Origin of the sequence: Paenibacillus gyeongsangnamensis (assembly GCF_027533625.1) — a bacterium.
Classification (GTDB): domain Bacteria; phylum Bacillota; class Bacilli; order Paenibacillales; family NBRC-103111; genus Paenibacillus_G; species Paenibacillus_G gyeongsangnamensis.
Map to the genome: position 1 here is coordinate 36,943 of NZ_JAQAGZ010000022.1, position 16,912 is coordinate 53,854.

Genomic DNA, 16,912 nt, shown 5'->3' on the forward strand with positions numbered 1-16,912 from the left:
CCTTGCGGGGGACTCCGGTCCCCCAAAAAGTAAAAATAGTGTCGAAAGAAGTAAAGATAGTTTCATCAGGTTTGGGATGTACAGGACTATAATTTGCTTAGATCACAAAGCACTTCATACCTAGGAGGGTTCTCATGACAAAGAGAATGTGGACAGGCCTGGCCGCTTCCGGCTTGGCACTTAGCGTACTTGCAGGCTGCGGCGCAGGGGGCGGAAATTCCCAACAAGCGGCTGGCGGAGATGCCGGCAAGAAAGGCGACGTCAACCTTCGGCTGTACACGTACGGCACAGAATCGGCGTATAACTGGAAGAAAACTTTAAGCGCTTTCGAAGAGAAAAATCCGGGCATCAAGGTAGAGCTCGTTCAGCTCAGCGAGAAAGGCGACACGCAGGAAGCGATGAAGAAGCTTGACCTTGCGGCGGCTTCCGGCGAAACGATGGACATTCTCATGTTCAGCGATCCGGCGTCTTACGCGCAGCGCATAGGGCTCGGCATGGCGGCGCCGCTTGACGATTACATCGCCAAGGAAGGCTACAAGGAGAATGAAGAGTACAAGGTCGATACGAGCCTGAACGGCAAGGTATACTCGCTGCCGGGCAAATTCAACTCTTGGTACGTGCTGCTGAACAAGAACCAGCTGGATGAAGCGGGTCTGCCGGTTCCGAAGGACTGGACTTGGGATCAATTCGCCGAATACGCGAAGAAGCTGACCAAAGGCGACGGCGCCAGCAAGCGCTATGGCACCTACTTCCACGGTCCGCAAGGCGGCGGCTGGACGGAATATATGAAGCTGATGATGGAGAACCAGCCGGAGAATGCCGACTTCCTGAAGGCGGACGGCACGTCCAACCTGGACAACCCGAATTTCAAGAAAACACTGGAGCTTCGCATGAAGATGGAGAAGGAAGACAAATCCGCCGTACCATACGCGGACATGATCTCCCAGAAGCTCAACTACCGGACCCAGTTCTACAACCAATCCGCGAGCATGATCCTGATCGGCAGCTGGATGAACGCCGAGCTCGGCGGTACGGATACGATGCCGCTGAACTTTAATCTGGCCGTCGCTCCGTTCCCTAAGAACAACGCCAGCGACCCGACCGGCATCGCTCCGGTAGCTACCGACTACGTCTCCGTAGCAGCAGGCTCGAAGCATAAGGACGAAGCGTACAAATTCGTTCGCTGGTATACGACGGAAGGCCAATTGGTGCAAGGCAAGAACGTGCCGGCATGGAATAAAGTGAAGTCCGAAGACGTAGGCAAAATCATCGATACCATCCTGAGCAGCACGAAAAATCCGGAGAAAGTGGACAAGGCTTCGCTCGTGGCGACTATGACCGCCTCCAAGGCTTCGCAGATCGTTCCAACGGTATCGTACCAGGCGGAGATCAGTAAAGCGCTCAACGAAGAGTTCGAGAAGATGATCCTCGGCAAGCAAGATGTGAACGCTACGGTGAAAAGCTCGCAGGATCGGGTGAATCAAATTATTGCTTCCAACAAGAAATAATTAGTATAATATACAAGAGCGGGGGCTGGCCACAATCAGCCCCTTTTTTTCGCATATCGGGGGTGAGGATGGATGACAGGGCGGATAAGAATAAAGGAGTGGTTCGGCTTCCGGACCGTGCGGTCCAAGCTGATGGCCGCATCCGTAGCATGCATTCTGCTGCCTGCGCTGCTGTCGCTCTTGATCTATAACAATCTCACCCAGGATGCGGTAAGGAAGCAAGCGGTGTCCAATTCGCAGGAATCGCTGCTGCTCGTGAACGGCTATGTAACGAATCTGCTGAAGAGCATGCTCAACATTGCCAACTATGTTCAAACCAGCCCCGATATGACGACCTACTTCAAGCAACTGGTGTCCGGCACCGTCTATACGGGCGAGGAGAATACGGAGTACCGGCGGTATACCGATACGAAGCGCATCATCGATCAGCTCGACAGCTTCAAGACGATTCTGGACAAGAGCTATATTACGGTTTTGTTGACCAACGGCACCGTCTTCACCAGCTATTCCACCGAGGAATATAATCCGCTGCTGTTTCAGGAGGAGCCCTGGTTCAAGCAGCTGTCCGGCCTGACAGGTCTGCAGTCCTATTGGACGGGAGCCACGCCGACCGTATTCTCCACCGATAAAGTGACTCATAAGTATCAGGTTTCGGTAGTCCGTACGCTGCGCAGGGACAGCACCGAAATATATGGGTATGTCATCGTGACGGTGATGGAGGATGAGATCAACAAAATTTTTAACCGGCTTACCGGTTCGGAGGATGTCATGATCGTGGACGGCCAGGGCCGGATCGTGTCGCATCGGGATACGTCGCGTATCGGGGAAGTCTTTCCTTTCGTGAAGAGCAGTGCCCTGGAGGCCTCCTCGGACATTGTCACGATCGGCGGCGTTAGCGAGCTGGTCACACAGCAGACGCTGCCCTTCACCGGCTGGCATCTGATATCGCTTCAGTCCTACAAGCAGGCTATCGCAAATATCAATACGATCTTCAGCAAGGTGTTCGCGTTTCAGTTGGCTTCTTTTATCGTCTTCCTGCTGCTGCTGCTTTATTTGCTGAAAAGGGTGACGAATCCCCTGGTGCGGCTGGGGCGGACGGCTTCGTCGGTGCAGCGGGGCAATCTGGAGGTTCGTTCCGGAGTGCGCGGGGTCGACGAGATCGGACGCCTCGGCTATTCCTTCGATCAGATGCTGGATAAGGTCAACGAAATGATCGTGGAGGTGTCCCGCACGCATTCGCGCAAACGGAGAGCGGAGCTGGCGATGCTGCAGGCGCAGATCAATCCGCATTTTTTGTTCAATGTGCTCAATTCCATTCGGATGAAGGTCATGCACCGCGGCGATCCGGAAAGCGCCAAAATGATCGCCGCGCTGTCCAAGCTGCTCCGAATGACCATCTCGCAGGAGAAGGACGAGATTGCGCTGCACGAGGAGTTCGATCTCCTGTCGAACTACATGGAGCTGATGAACATGCGGCAGAAGGAGCCGGTCGAGCTTGTCTTCGATGTCGACGTCTCTTCCGAGGCGTTCCTGTTCAAGGTCCCTCGCTTTTTCCTGCAGCCGGTTGTAGAGAATGCGCTGATCCATGGGCTGAACCGGAATGCAGGGACGATTACCGTGCAGGCCAGGATGGCAAGCGACGGGCTGCTGCTGGATGTCCGCGACGACGGAACCGGCATGGAGGCGGACCAGCTGGAGACGCTGCGCCGCAAGGTGGCGAGAGGGACAGAGCAGGCTGAAGCGGGTGCGGGAGGAGGATTCTCCGGCATCGGGCTGCCCAATGTGGTGGAGCGGATGAAGATGACGTTTGGTGACGAATTTCGGATGGACATCGAGAGCAAGCCGGGTGAAGGGACCTTGATCAGAATGTTTATTCCGCGGAAGGAGGAGGCTCAGAATGTATAGTGTAATGCTTGTGGATGACGATTATCCGGTGCTCGAGCTGTTAGCCGAGGCGATCGGCTGGGAAGCGCTGGGCATGCGGCTGACGGGGATGCATGAGAACGGGCTGGCCGCTTGGGATCAGGCGCAGCAGGAGATGCCGGATATTGTCATTACCGACATCGGCATGCCCAAGATGAACGGGCTGGAGCTGATCGAGCGGATGAGAGAAAGGAAGTCGAACGTGCGGGTAGTGATTCTTTCCTGCCACGATGAATTCCAATTCGCGCAGCAGGCGATGCGCCTCAATGTGCAGGATTATTTTCTTAAGGACACGCTGGACCCTTCCGAGCTTGTGAAGCTGCTGGAGCGTTTCAAGGAAAGCCTCGATGCCGAAGCGCAGACGGAGTGGCAGCAATTGCGGCTGAAGCATATAGTTGACGAAACGAAGGAGCTGCGCAAAGAGCAGTGGATGAAGAACTTCATCCAGCAGCCTTTGCTCTCGCCGCAGGATTGGCTGAAGGAGGCCAAGGGCTACGGATTGTTCGAAGACGGGAGCGCGTGTCTTCCCGCCATCGCTTTCCTGGAGGAGTATCCTGAGGCGAAACGGCGGTTTCTATCCGATCAAACGCTCCGGTTCGCTGTAAATAACGTTATTGAGGAAGTGCTGCAAGGATTAGAGCTGCAGGGTCTCCATGCCGGATATGGGACGAAGGAGTCGTTCCTGCTGTTCTCGTTCCGTCCGGATATCAAGACGAATGTGTTTGACCGGGCGGCGGCCAGTCTGCGAACGGTTCAGGAGGCTCTGTACAAAACGCTGAATATTCGCATCTCGTTCGTTCTGGGCGAACCCTGCGCCTCTCCGGAGACGCTGAGGGCGCAGCTGAAGGGTTTGCTGGCCGGTGCGTCCCAGCGGTTTTATCTGGAGGAGGGCGCTGTCGTTAAGCGGCGTACGGTGGCGAGGCCCGAGCATGACCTGTTCGCCGTCTACGATGAAGCAAGCACAGAGCTGCGCGAGGCGCTGCTGGCCAAGCGGCCTGAAGAGGTGGAGCGGGTGATCAAGCGTTGGACCCTCTTCATCAAGGAGCGGGAATATGCGCCGGAGACGGTCAAGGACTGGATGCTGAAGCTGCTGCTCGACCTGAAGCTGAAGCTGCAGTCGCTGCAGTTCATGCGTCCCGGCTATTCCGCCGACACGCTGCATAAGGAGATCGCCGACATCGACTCCTTGGCCGAGCTGGAGCATTGGCTGGTCGAGCGGCTGGAGCCTGTCGCCGCGTGGAGGGGCACCGGCGGCGGGAACGGCATGCGGCCGGAGGCGGTGGAAGCGTGCAAGTACGTCTCGCTGCACCTGGACCGGCGGATCAGCCTGGAGGAGGTGGCCGAGCATTTGTACCTCAATCCGAGTTATTTCAGCCGGATGTTCAAGAAAGAAACCGGCGAGAGCTTCATTGAGCATGTGACCCGGATGAAGCTGGAGCGGGCCAAGGAGCTGCTGCGCCAGACCGGCTACTCCGTCGGCAAAATTTGCGAGATGCTGGGCTATGACAACCAGAGCTATTTTATAAAAATTTTCAAATCCCACGTCGGCGTTACGCCGGTGGAATACCGCGGCTGAAGTTCGGAGCTGCGGCAGAGAGTATAACCCGGTCCCTGTGGGGGTCGGGTTATTTGGTATTGGCGCACCGGGCTTCGCAAGGGGGGCAGCAATAGAAAAGGGCATGCTAGAAACAGAGTAATAAACTAAATAGAAACAGAGTAATAAACTAAATAGAAACAGAGTAATAAACTAAATAGAAACAGAGTAATAAGCTAAATAGAAACAGTGTAATAAACTAAAGTTCATAAGTAGTGAATGGAGGGTCACTAAATATCGAATAAGAGGCCGACATTTTTTCAACCGAGCAGCAAAATTAAGCTTGAACATCAGATGAATTAGTAATATGATAATAATCATCAGAGGAATATCCTCGCAAGGAGTGCCTATGCCGAACAAAAAGCTAACCTATGAAACCGTGTACGAGCGGATCAAGCAAACGATTGAAAGCGGTGTCTGGCCGCCGGGACACCGGCTGCCGCCGCTGGAGCAGCTGTCCGCCGAGTTCGGCGTCGGCGTATCGTCCGTCAGGGAAGCGGTGCGGATTCTCGGCAAGCAGCATATTCTGCGCATCGAGCAGGGCCGCGGGACGTATGTGCAGGATCTGCCGGAGCGGCCCCCGAGCGGCGGGCTCGATTTTCTCGAGCGGGCAACGATGCTGCAGCTGACGGAGGCACGGTGGATTGTGGAGCCGGAGCTGGCCGCCTTAGCCGCCGAGAAAGCGACGGAGGAGCAGGTGGCGGCGATCATGCAAACGGCGGAGGCGATGAAGCGGAAGGTGGCGAAGGGGCAGGATTTTTTCAAGGAAGACCTGCTGTTTCACGAATACATCGCCCGGGCGTCGCACAATGAGGTGCTGGTGCACATGCTGGAGCGGATCAGCGATCTCCTGACGGACAGCCGGCGCCGCTCGATGAAATGGCCGGGCATGAATGAGAAGGCGGCTTCTTATCATTATTTGATCGCGGCCGCGATCGCCCAGCGCAATCCGTCGCAGGCGAGAACCTTGATGAAGAGCCATTTGGAGGATATGCGTACCGAGTTTGAAAGAGATTTCAACGATAATCGCGCCAAGTCACCGATCGACGGTGCAGGCGTACAGGAGGAGAAGCCGGAATGAAGATCAAATCGATGGAGTTGTTTCAAGTACCGCCGCGGTGGTTGTTTTTGAAGGTGACGACAGAGGACGGACTGGTCGGCTGGGGCGAGCCGGTCGTGGAAGGCAAAGCAGATACCGTGCGCGCGGCGGTGGAGGAGATGAGCGATTTCCTCATCGGCAAGGAGGCGGGGCACATCGAAGACCTGTGGCAGGTGCTGTACCGCGGCGGGTTTTACCGGGGCGGTCCGGTGCTGACGAGCGCCATATCGGGGATCGAACAGGCGCTTTGGGACATCAAAGGTAAACGTTTGGGAGTGCCGGTGTACGAGCTGCTTGGAGGTCCGGTTCGGGACAAGATGCGCGTCTACGCCTGGATCGGCGGCGATAAGCCGTCCGAGGTGGCGAAGGAGGCCAGCGCCAAGATCGCTTCCGGCTATACGGCGGTGAAGATGAACGGCACGGCCGAGATGGAGTGGATCGACTCGCCGCTCAAGGTCCAGGAGGCTGCCGAGCGTCTCGCGGCTGTCCGTGACGCGGTAGGCTGGGGCATCGGCATCGGCGTCGACCTGCACGGGCGCGTGCATAAGACGATGGCGAAGGCGCTCATTAAGGAGCTGGAGCCATACAAGCCGATGTTTATTGAAGAGCCGGTCCTGCCGGAGAACAATGAAGCGCTGCCGGAGATTACGAAGGGCTCCAGCGTGGCGATAGCGACAGGCGAGCGGATGTACACGCGATGGGATTTCAAACGGCTGCTGTCGCAGGGCGGCGCTGATATTATCCAGCCGGACCTGAGCCATGCCGGCGGCATCTGGGAAGTGCGCAAGATCGCCGCAATGGCCGAAGCGTTCGACGTGGCCGTAGCGCCGCACTGCCCGCTCGGTCCGATTGCGCTGGCGGCGTCGCTGCAGCTTGATTTTTGCACGCCGAATGCGTTCATTCAGGAACAAAGCCTCGGGATTCATTACAACCAGGGCTCGGACCTGCTCGATTATTTGGTTGACCCGGGCGTATTCGATTACGAGGAAGGCTTCGTGAAGCGGCTGACCGCTCCGGGGCTCGGCATCGAGATTAATGAGGCGAAGGTACGCGAAATGGCGGCGATCGGGCATCGCTGGCGCAATCCGGTATGGCGCAACGCGGATGGCTCCGTAACGGAGTGGTAAACGGGAAGCAATCAAGGAGCGGGGGGACGCTTGGCGTTTCGCCGCTTTTTTTCTGGCTTCATTGCTTAGGCGGGTATTGGGGGACAGGACATCCTCCACGTTTGGCTAAGTGAGCGCCCTTCCCTGTAACGTTGCTATAGTACCCGTTATGCTGCAATGAACTGCATCATCTAGAAGAAAGCGGGCGTTTCGGCATGTGCTGTTCTATTCATCAGCAGGATCCTTCGGTTGTGCTTTGCTTGCAATGCCGTAAACCGCTCTGCGAAAGCTGCGCCAACCGGTTTGCCGTTGCTCATTGCCAGGACTGCATGCGCCGTTATGGCGATGCTTATCGTCGCGACAACCTGCGTACACTGGCTTTGTCATTGATTTTGTTGCTCTGCGGCTTCGGGGCCGCCGAACTGCTGTTTCGCTTAGACCCCAGCATCTTTCATCCCTGCTCATCAATCTTCGTCTCCGTATGGACAGGGTATGTCATCGGCGGCATCCCCATCGGCAGCCGATTGTTTGACGTTTGGCTGAAAGGCCGTACGGTGGAGGATAACAACTCCGCACAGGCTCTAATTCGATGGTGGCCTATTAAAATTTTCGTTTGTATGATGATCGGCATCGCGCTCTCGCCCTGGATGGCGCTCCGGTTCACGAAAGATCTATGGGCCTGGTCCAAAAACAGCCGAACGAGCGACCCGTAGCCTTCGGAAAGACCGAAAGACTTACGGGTTCCGTGCGGCCGGCCGGGTAAGGTACGGGTCCACGACCGCGTCCCTTCGAAGGGAACCGCTGCGTTCGATGGTTGCCGTATCGTTATGCCAAGTCAGGACGATGATTTTGCCTTTAACCAGCTCCCGTTCGTAAGTATCCGCATCCTCCTCCGAAATGCCGAACGACTGCATCGTAGCCCGGGATTTGATCCCCTCGGGAGCGGAACAGGTTGGCGAATGCCTTCGCCATGTCCTCCTCCATCATGCCGATCGTCTTCGTATCGGTCAGCTTGCTTAACCCCTCGGTCCGTTCTCCATCATGCGCAAGCACGTAAATTTCATTCAGCGAGTGCCCTTCTTCGCGGAAAGAACGAATCGCGCGAAGGGCCTGTTCCTCATTGTGAACTAGCCTGATGTGCATTCTCTGCGGTTTCATATTCTTCTTCCACTCCTTAAGGTCCGAAATCGTTCATGGTCTATATGATTAATAACCTTAAGCTAGGGCATCAACAATATCTTTTGCCAGTAGAGGGCGGTCCGAACGACAGGGCTTCAGCGTCTGCTGAGCGGTCCGGCAACGGGCTTGTCCCTTCATTAACCTGAATTTACCGTCTTGAATCACCGCTTTCCATGTTTCAATCCTCCCTGATTTGGTTACTTAGTCTTATGTAATCGCTATAATAAGTAGAAAAGACATCAAAGCCTGCGGGGGTTCGTTTCAAGCCGGGAACGAAGAGCAAATTAAGGAGCGGACAGAGCCTATGCCTATAGCTATTGTAGATGATAATCCGGTGAACATTATTGTGATTGAGAAAATATTGAAAACGGCGGGGTACAACGATTTTTGGAAAGCGGCTTCCGCGCGGGAGCTGCTGGAACAGCTGGAAGAACACGCGGGCAAGGGAAGAATTCCGGTGGATCTTATCCTCATGGACATGATGATGCCGGAAATGGACGGTATTGAAGCTTGCCGGCGCATCCAGAAGGATGAACGCTACCGCGACATTCCGGTGATCATCGTGACGGCCGTGGGGGACTCCAACAAGCTTGCCGAAGCGATGGAGGCCGGGGCGATCGATTACGTCATGAAGCCGGTGAACAAGGTTGAGCTCGTCGCGCGTATCCGAGTGGCGCTCAGGCTGAAATTCGAGAAGGATTGGCACAAGGAGAATGAAGCCAAGATCCGCAGCGAGCTGGAGCTGGCCCGGCAGGTGCAAACCGGGGTGCTCAGTCTTCCAATGAAGCGGAAGGGGCTTGAAATCGATGCGGCCTATTGTCCCTCTTTCGAGCTGGCCGGAGACATGTATGCCTGGTATCGGATCGATGAGCACCGCTGCGGCGTTATCCTTCTGGACATCATGGGCCATGGGATATCGTCCGCGCTCGTTTGCATGTTTATCTCCTCCGTGCTGCAGGACACGATCACCCGGTTCGTCTCGCCGGAATTCGTCGTAGCGGAGCTGAACCGGTATATGAACCAGCTGAATCGCAAGAATACGTCGGTCAATTATTATTTTACGGCCATTTACCTGTTGATTGATACGGAGAAAAAAACGATCGATTACGTGAATGCCGGACACCCGCCCGGTTTTCTTTATGAAGAAGGCAAGTCTCCCGTTTATTTGGATCAGGGTACTTGCGCGATCGGCTTTTTCGATCAGATGGAAATAATCAAACACACATTCGTATATGAGAAACCGATCAAGATCGCGCTTTATACGGACGGATTGCTGGAGGAGCTGCCGCTGCCGGCAGATTTCCCCGAGGAGCGGCCGGAATATGAAGTGCTGGCCGAGCGGCTGCAGAGCTGCATTCATGCAGAACCCGAGCCGATTCGCATGGTCGAGCGGCTGCTGCCGGAGGACATCCGGCAATCCCAGAAGGACGATATTTGCATGGTCGTCGTAACGGCTTATTAACGGGGGGGGGTCTCGTTCAGGCGACGGTAGAAAGAGAGGAACGAACACATGAGAATCCGTTCGAAGATTGTCGTGGGATTCGGCATTCTGATCATTGTGCTGTTCGCGCTGGCAGGCATCGGCATCAACCGGCTCAACATGACGGATCAGAACTTGAAGGATATGTATGAGAACCGTTACCAGAGGCTGAAGCTCAGCACAACCCTGCGCAACGATTCGGCGGAGCTGGCCAAGGCGATCGATAATCTCATCCTGATCGATTCGGAAGAAAGCGATACAAAGAATAATCAGATCATTAACGATAAAAGCAAGCTGATCTCCCAGGAGATGCAGCAGATCGACGGGTTGTTCACGACGCCGGAGGAACGCCGGCTTGCGGAGGATATGAAGCAGACAGGCAAACGGTTCATGGATTACAAGGACAATGTCGTACAGATGAACAGGACCGGGAAGAAGCAGGATGCTAACAATCTGAGGACGAATGCCGGCAACGCGCTGCAGGATCAGTTCATACAGTCCATTGCCGGCATCAGCACTTACGAGGAGAAGGCGATGGACGATGCGATCGAACGTTCTCTGGAAGACAATAATCGAGGGTTCAACTTCACTGGCATTCTGACCATCGCCGGGCTGCTTCTTGGCTTTGGCATCATATATTGGATCGGAACGGCCTTCAACCGCGGACTGAATTCGCTGCAACAGCTGATGCTGGCGTTCGCAGGAGGAGCGTGGGGGGATTCCGCTTACCGGGTGAAGGTTACTTCGGGAGATGAATTCGGAAAGCTGGCCGGATTCTTCAATCGGATGGCGGACGACCTAGAGCGAACGACGGCCAAGGAGCGGGCGCTGAACAAGATGAATGAAGACAATCTATGGATTCAGAACCATTCGGCACACCTTTATTATCAGCTCCAGGAAACCAACCGTGTGGACGAGATGGGGCAATTGTTTATTTCGGAACTGGCCCGCATGGTAGGCGCACAGAGCGGCGTGTTCTATGTGGCGGAGACGGCAGGAACCGAGCGGAAGCTGGTTCTGGCCGGAAGCTATGCTAATTCTGAATCGGAGGCGCAGGAGGAGCTGCGCTTCGGTCAAGGACTCATCGGGCAGGCGGCCAAGGACGGGAAGGCTATCGTGCTGGACGAGGCACCTTCCGATTACGGCGGGCTCGGCTCCGCTCTCGGCAGGATAGAACCGCTCGCGTTGAATGTCCAGCCGATTCTGTACGACGGGAGGACGATCGGGGTATTCGAGCTGGTCTTTCTCAAGAAGCCCGGCGAGGTCGAGCGGCAGATGATCGAACAGATTGCCGAGGTATTCGGGATCGTGCTCAATTCGCTTAAGGACCGGTTGAAGAATGAAGAGCTTCTCCGTATTCACAAGGCGCTTACGGATGAGCTTCAGAGCCAATCGGAGGAGCTTTTATCGCAGCAGGACGAACTGAAGGCGTCCAATGAGCATCTCGAGGTGCAGGCGCGGGCGCTCAAAGCCTCCGAAGAGCTGCTGCAGCGGCAGCAGGAGGAGCTGGAGCAGGCGAACGAAGCGTTGACCCGCAAGACGGTCGAGCTTGAGGAGCAGGTGAAGGCGACCGAGGAGATCAACAGGCAAATCGAAAGCGCCAAGGAGTCGCTTGAGAAGCAAACGTTTGAGCTGGCGCTCGCCTCCAGGTACAAATCGGAGTTTCTGGCCAACATGTCGCACGAGCTTCGTACGCCGCTCAACAGCTTGTTGATCCTGTCCCAGCTGTTGAAGGAAAACAAGGAAGGCAACCTTACGGTTAAGCAGGTCGAGTACGCCGAAACGATCTATTCCTCGGGCTGCGACCTGCTTAAGCTGATCGACGATGTGCTCGACCTGGCGAAGGTGGAATCGGGCCGTATGGACGTTCAGCGCGAGCAGGTGGACGTTCCGGATCTCATCGAGTCGCTGCAGCGTACTTTTGCGCCGGTGGCCCGGTCGCGCAATCTGGACTTCAAGGTACGGGTACACGATTCGGCGCCTAACCGATTGATCACGGACGCCTCGCGATTATTGCAAATCCTGAAGAATCTGCTGTCCAATGCCTTCAAATTTACCCACAGCGGATGGATTCTTCTGGACATCGGCATGGTCAACGAGCCGCAGCCGATGATCTCGTTCGCCGTGGAAGATACGGGCATCGGCATCCCGAGCGACAAGCAGGAGTTGGTGTTCGAGGCGTTCCGGCAGGCGGACGGCACGACCAGCCGCAAGTACGGCGGAACCGGGCTCGGCTTGTCGATCAGCCGCCAGCTGGCAGGGCTGCTTGGAGGCAAGATCGGCCTGCAGAGCGAGGAAGGCAAAGGGAGCCGTTTCACGGTGTACCTTCCGCTCATTATCGAGCGGAAACAAGAGGAGGAGCGGCCCGAGCCGGGGGCCTTGCCTCAAATCCGCGTTGCGGCGCTGAATGCGCGCGCGGGACGGAAGGAGACCGCGGCGGGTACGGTGCCGTCCGGACCGCAGGCGGCAGGCACGCTTCCGGACGACCGGGACCGTATAGGACCGGATGATAAAGTGCTGCTGATCATCGAAGACGATCAACATTTTGCCGGGGTCCTGCTGGACATGGCCCGCAGCCGCGGGTTCAAAGCCATCGTCGCGCTGTCAGGCGACACGGGCCTGGAGCTCGCCAAGATGCGTCAGCCCGATGCGATACTGCTCGATATCCAGCTTCCCGTCATAGACGGATGGTCGGTGCTTGTGCAGCTGAAGAACGATAATGCAACGCGTCACATCCCCGTTCACGTCATATCGGTCGTCGACGAGGTGCATCGGGGGCTGGCGCTCGGAGCCATCGCTTGGCTGCGAAAGCCTTCCAACCGGGAAGGACTGAAGCAGGCTTTCGACCAAATTCAGTCGTTTCTCGACAGAGAGCTCAAGAACTTGCTGCTTGTCGAGCCGGACGAAAGCCAGCGGGCGAATCTGACCAAGCTGATCGCCCGTGACGATCTGAGCATCACGGCGGTTAAGTCCGGCGAATACGCGGAGTCGATCCTCATTAAGGACGTGAAGTCCCCTGAGCGGCTGCTGGACGAGACGTCCCTGTTCCTTCATCGAGTGGAGGAGAGCCTTCCGGAGGAGAAGAAGCAGGTGCTGCAGAAGCTTCACAGCATCGAGGCGGTCTTTACCGGCAAAAAGGTGCTGCTGGCCGATGACGATATCCGCAATGTATTCGCCCTCTCGACGCTCTTGGAGGGGCTCGGAATGGAGGTCGCCTTCGCCGAGACAGGCCGGCAGGCGTTGGAGCTGCTGCACCGCGAGCCGGATTTCGATCTCGTGCTGATGGACATCATGATGCCGGAGGTGGACGGCTTCGAGGCGATGCGGGCCATTCGGGAGGACGAACGGTTCGACCGGCTGCCGATTATTGCGCTGACGGCCAAGGCCATGAAGGAAGACCGTGAGAAATGCATAGCCGCGGGCGCGTCGGATTATATTACGAAGCCGGTCCATACGGACCAGCTGCTTTCCTTAATGAGGGTTTGGTTATGCAAATAAACGGCGGGCCTTTAGTCGGCAAAGAGAAGGAAGCGATGAATGCGCTGCGCGGCATCCACTCTGTGTATACGAATCCCTGGCTGCCGGGGGCAACCGGGGAGCAAGAGGAGCGGGAACGGGTCGAAATCCTGCTGCTGCTTGAGGGGCTTTTCCGTCTTTACGGATACGATTTTCGGAATTATGCCTACCCGTTCCTGAGACGGAGGATCTGGCACCGGGTGTACGCGGAGCGCCTCAGTACGATCTCGGGCCTGCAGGAACGGGTGATTCATGACCGCAGCTGCATGGAAAGACTGCTCGGCGATCTGGTGATCCATGTGACCGAGATGTTCCGGGATCCGACGTTCTTCGCCGCGTTTCGGGAGCAGGTCATCCCGATTCTAAGGGAGCAGCCGTCGCTTCGGATATGGCATGCCGGCTGTGCGACGGGGGAAGAGGTGTATTCCACCGCGATTTTGCTTGATGAGGAGGGCTTGTATGACCGGGCGCGCATCTATGCCACCGATATCAGCGAAGACGTCCTGCACATTGCGGAACGGGCTTCATATCCGCTCAATAAAATGCAGGAGTATACGAAAAACTATATGAGAGCCGGGGGGAAGGACGCCTTCTCCCATTATTATTCCGCCTCGAAGGAGACGGCGGAGTTCCATCCGTTCCTTAAGGAAAAAATCGTATTCGCCCAGCACAATCTGGTAACCGATCGATCGTTTAACGAATTTCATGTAATCTTTTGCCGGAATGTGCTGATTTATTTCAATTCGCATCTGCACAACCAGGTTCACAGGCTGATTTATGACAGTCTAAGCGCATCCGGGATCCTGGTGCTTGGTCACAAGGAGTCGATGGCTTTTTCAGCGCACGCCGACGATTACGAGGCATTGGACCCGCAGGAGAAAATATTCCGCAAAGTCAAATGAGGTGTCTGTATGGAAGAACCGATCCGCATCCTTCTGGTGGACGACCAGCCGGAGAATCTGCTTGCTCTGGAAGCGGTGCTGGAGGATCAGAATTACGATCTGGTGAAAGCCGGATCCGGCGAGGAGGCGCTGCGTTGTCTCTTGAAATACGAAGTGGCGGTGATCGTGCTCGACGTGCAGATGCCCGGAATGGACGGCTTTGAAACGGCGCAATGGATCAAATCGCGCGAGAAGACCAAGGCGGTGCCGATCATTTTCATTACCGCGGCTCCCGAGCAGCAGGATCAAGCATTCACGGCGTATTCCATCGGGGCGATCGACTATATGGTGAAGCCTTTTGTGCCGCGCACGCTGAAGTCGAAGATCGAGGGCTTCGTCAGCATCTATTTGACGCAGAAGGAGCTGCAGCGGCAGACCGAGCTGCTGAACGAGCGCAGCCGCGAGCTTGAACGGGCGAAGGAAGCGGCGGAGCAGGCCGCCCTGGCCAAATCGCAATTCCTTGCGATGATGAGCCACGAGATCCGTACGCCCCTCAACGGGGTCATGGCCATGGCGGAGCTGCTGCTGGAGACGGAACTGAACGGCGAGCAGAAGGAATACGCGGAGACGATCCGCCGCAGCGGCGGGGCTCTGCTCTCCATCATCAACGACATCCTGGATCTGTCGAAGACGGAGTCGGGCAAGATGGAGATCAAGGAAGAGCCGCTCCATCTTCGCGCCTGCCTGATCGAGACGTTCGAGATTTTTCACCCGGATTCGCGCAGCAAGGAGCTCGAGATGACATACGATATCGGCACGAGTATTCCGGATTTCCTGCTCGGCGACGAGGCGCGCTTGAGGCAAATCCTCGTCAATTTGATCGGCAACGCCGTGAAATTCACGGAACGCGGGGGAGTTCATGTATCCGTGAAGGGGGAGCCGCGCGGCGAAGACGAACTGGAGCTGGAATTCCGCGTGAGCGATACGGGCATCGGAGTTCCTCCGGAGAAGCGGGAGCTGCTGTTTCAGCCGTTCAGCCAGGTGGACTCGTCCATGACGAGAAGATACAGCGGCACAGGCCTTGGGCTCGCCATCTGCCGCAACTTGGTGCATTTGATGAAGGGAAGCATCCGTCTCGTGGAATCGGACCGCCCGGGGGCGGAGTTTGTATTTACGATCATCGTGAAATTATGCGGCGAAGACTGATTTATGGTGCAGGGGACTGTCGGAACGTGAAGCGCGAAAGGCGCAGAACGGTCCGATTTTTTTTGTTTCGGCAGGGTGCATGTTTTCCTTCAAAACAAGGCAGAATGTGATTCAGGGCCTAGCCGTTCGTTTAAATATATAGTAAATGGTTCCAACGTCCATTTTATTCAATTCATTCCAGAAAGGTGCAGGTGAGTTTATGAGCTCCCAAGCTTGTATCGCCATGCTGCTGGCCGGCGGAGAAGGCCGTCGGCTCGGTGTGTTAACCCGTAGGAAAGCCAAGCCTGCCGTTCATTTCGGCGGGGTCTGCCGAATCATCGACTTCAGCTTGAGCAATTGCGCACATTCGGGGATGACAGCGGTCGGCGTGGTCACTCAATACCAATGGAACTCCTTGCATGATCATATCGGGGACGGTTCGGTTTGGGGAGATCCCTCGAAGGGCGGCATTACACTGCTGGCGTCGGAACAAAGCCATATTGGTCCGAACGGCTATGCAGGCACCGCGGACGCAGTATATGCCAACCGTGGTTTTATCGAAGCATACGATCCGGAGCACGTGCTCGTGCTTTCGGCTGACCATATTTATCAAATGGATTACCGCAAGCTGCTGGAGCAACACGCAGCTTCCGGGGCGGACGCCACCATCGCCGTTACGCCCGTAGCTTGGGAAGAGGCGCACCGGTTCGGCATTATGCGAACGGACGAGCAAGGACGTATCGTCGAGTTTGAGGAAAAGCCTATGAAGCCAAAGAGCAATCTTGCTTCCATGGGCATCTATGTGTTCAAGTGGTCTTATCTGCGCGAGATGCTGCAGCAGGATGCGGAACGGCCCGATTCCGGCCACGATTTCGGTAAGGATGTTATTCCGGCGATGCTGAGCTCGAACGGGCATCTTCAAACTTATTCGTTTGAGGGGTATTGGAGAGACGTCGGCACGATCGAGAGCTTGTGGGAGGCCCATATGGATTTACTGGGCAAACGCACAGCGTTCCCGATCGGCGAACGCGATTGGCCGACTCTGACACCGAACGGGGAAATCGGGCAATCGTATGTGGATCCCGCCGCTAGAGTTACCCAGTCCATGATTGCAGGCAGCTCCATGGTTTATGGCCATGTCGAGCGTTCGGTCATTTCTTACGGGGTTCAAATCGGACAAGGCAGCGTGCTTCGGGACTGCGTCGTCATGCCGAATGCCCAGATCGGCCGGAACGTGTTTATCCGGAGCGCCATCATCGGTGAAGAGGCGATCATCCACGACGGGGCAACGATCGGGAGCTTGTCGGAATCCGCGATCGAAGTGGTGGGCGACGGGGAACGCGTCATGAAGAAGCATGAGATGAGGCCGAAGATGTATATTCCGGCAGGTCCAATGCATTTTGAGCATGCCCGATAATCATCCAAAAACTTAAGGGGAGGC

12 protein-coding genes are annotated in these 16,912 nt (G+C 56.1%); 11 read left to right on the forward strand and 1 reads right to left on the reverse strand.

What is annotated here, in order from left to right; translation table 11 throughout:
- The first annotated feature begins 134 nt into the window (after window positions 1-134).
- The 6 genes from O9H85_RS28165 to O9H85_RS28190 all read left to right on the forward strand — a co-directional run bounded on the left by O9H85_RS28165 (window position 135) and on the right by O9H85_RS28190 (window position 7,943).
- Window positions 135-1,508 carry an ABC transporter substrate-binding protein gene (locus O9H85_RS28165; protein WP_269884732.1) on the forward strand — a complete coding sequence of 458 codons (1,374 nt, stop codon included), beginning with the start codon at window positions 135-137 and terminating at the stop codon, window positions 1,506-1,508.
- A 72-nt stretch (window positions 1,509-1,580) separates the two neighbouring features.
- Window positions 1,581-3,413 (forward strand): cache domain-containing sensor histidine kinase, encoded by a 1,833-nt coding sequence (locus O9H85_RS28170; protein ID WP_269884733.1) that lies wholly within the window; start codon window positions 1,581-1,583, stop codon window positions 3,411-3,413.
- Window positions 3,406-5,007, forward strand: coding sequence for a response regulator transcription factor (locus tag O9H85_RS28175; protein ID WP_269884734.1), 1,602 nt, complete (start codon window positions 3,406-3,408; stop codon window positions 5,005-5,007). The genes O9H85_RS28170 and O9H85_RS28175 overlap by 8 nt, the downstream gene beginning before the upstream one ends.
- Before the next feature lie 367 nt (window positions 5,008-5,374).
- Entirely contained in the window at window positions 5,375-6,106 is a 732-nt protein-coding gene (locus tag O9H85_RS28180) for a FadR/GntR family transcriptional regulator (RefSeq protein ID WP_269884735.1), read from the forward strand.
- Entirely contained in the window at window positions 6,103-7,251 is a 1,149-nt protein-coding gene (gene dgoD, locus O9H85_RS28185; protein WP_269884737.1) for a galactonate dehydratase, read from the forward strand. Before O9H85_RS28180 ends, dgoD begins: the two co-directional genes overlap by 4 nt.
- A gap of 194 nt (window positions 7,252-7,445) precedes the next feature.
- The gene (locus tag O9H85_RS28190; RefSeq protein ID WP_269884738.1) at window positions 7,446-7,943 is read left to right on the forward strand and encodes a hypothetical protein; all 498 of its coding nucleotides are present in this window, start codon (window positions 7,446-7,448) and stop codon (window positions 7,941-7,943) included.
- Between the two features lie 142 nt (window positions 7,944-8,085).
- Here the strand turns inward: O9H85_RS28190 and O9H85_RS28195 are convergent, their stop codons facing one another.
- The gene (locus tag O9H85_RS28195; protein ID WP_269884739.1) at window positions 8,086-8,388 is read right to left on the reverse strand and encodes a general stress protein; all 303 of its coding nucleotides are present in this window, start codon (window positions 8,386-8,388) and stop codon (window positions 8,086-8,088) included.
- A 325-nt stretch (window positions 8,389-8,713) separates the two neighbouring features.
- On the opposite strand from O9H85_RS28195, the gene O9H85_RS28200 reads away from it, so the two are divergent.
- The 5 genes from O9H85_RS28200 to O9H85_RS28220 all read left to right on the forward strand — a co-directional run bounded on the left by O9H85_RS28200 (window position 8,714) and on the right by O9H85_RS28220 (window position 16,888).
- Window positions 8,714-9,871: a PP2C family protein-serine/threonine phosphatase gene (locus O9H85_RS28200; protein WP_269884740.1), complete on the forward strand. Its 1,158-nt coding sequence runs from the start codon at window positions 8,714-8,716 to the stop codon at window positions 9,869-9,871.
- A 48-nt stretch (window positions 9,872-9,919) separates the two neighbouring features.
- Window positions 9,920-13,387 (forward strand): response regulator, encoded by a 3,468-nt coding sequence (locus tag O9H85_RS28205; protein WP_269884741.1) that lies wholly within the window; start codon window positions 9,920-9,922, stop codon window positions 13,385-13,387.
- Window positions 13,378-14,307: a CheR family methyltransferase gene (locus O9H85_RS28210; protein ID WP_269884742.1), complete on the forward strand. Its 930-nt coding sequence runs from the start codon at window positions 13,378-13,380 to the stop codon at window positions 14,305-14,307. Before O9H85_RS28205 ends, O9H85_RS28210 begins: the two co-directional genes overlap by 10 nt.
- A 9-nt stretch (window positions 14,308-14,316) precedes the next feature.
- Complete coding sequence (locus tag O9H85_RS28215) at window positions 14,317-15,492, forward strand: ATP-binding protein (RefSeq protein WP_269884743.1); 1,176 nt, start codon at window positions 14,317-14,319, stop codon at window positions 15,490-15,492.
- Between the two features lie 199 nt (window positions 15,493-15,691).
- On the forward strand, window positions 15,692-16,888 hold the full coding sequence (locus O9H85_RS28220) for a glucose-1-phosphate adenylyltransferase (RefSeq protein WP_269884744.1): 1,197 nt from the start codon (window positions 15,692-15,694) through the stop codon (window positions 16,886-16,888).
- Window positions 16,889-16,912 lie beyond the last annotated feature (24 nt).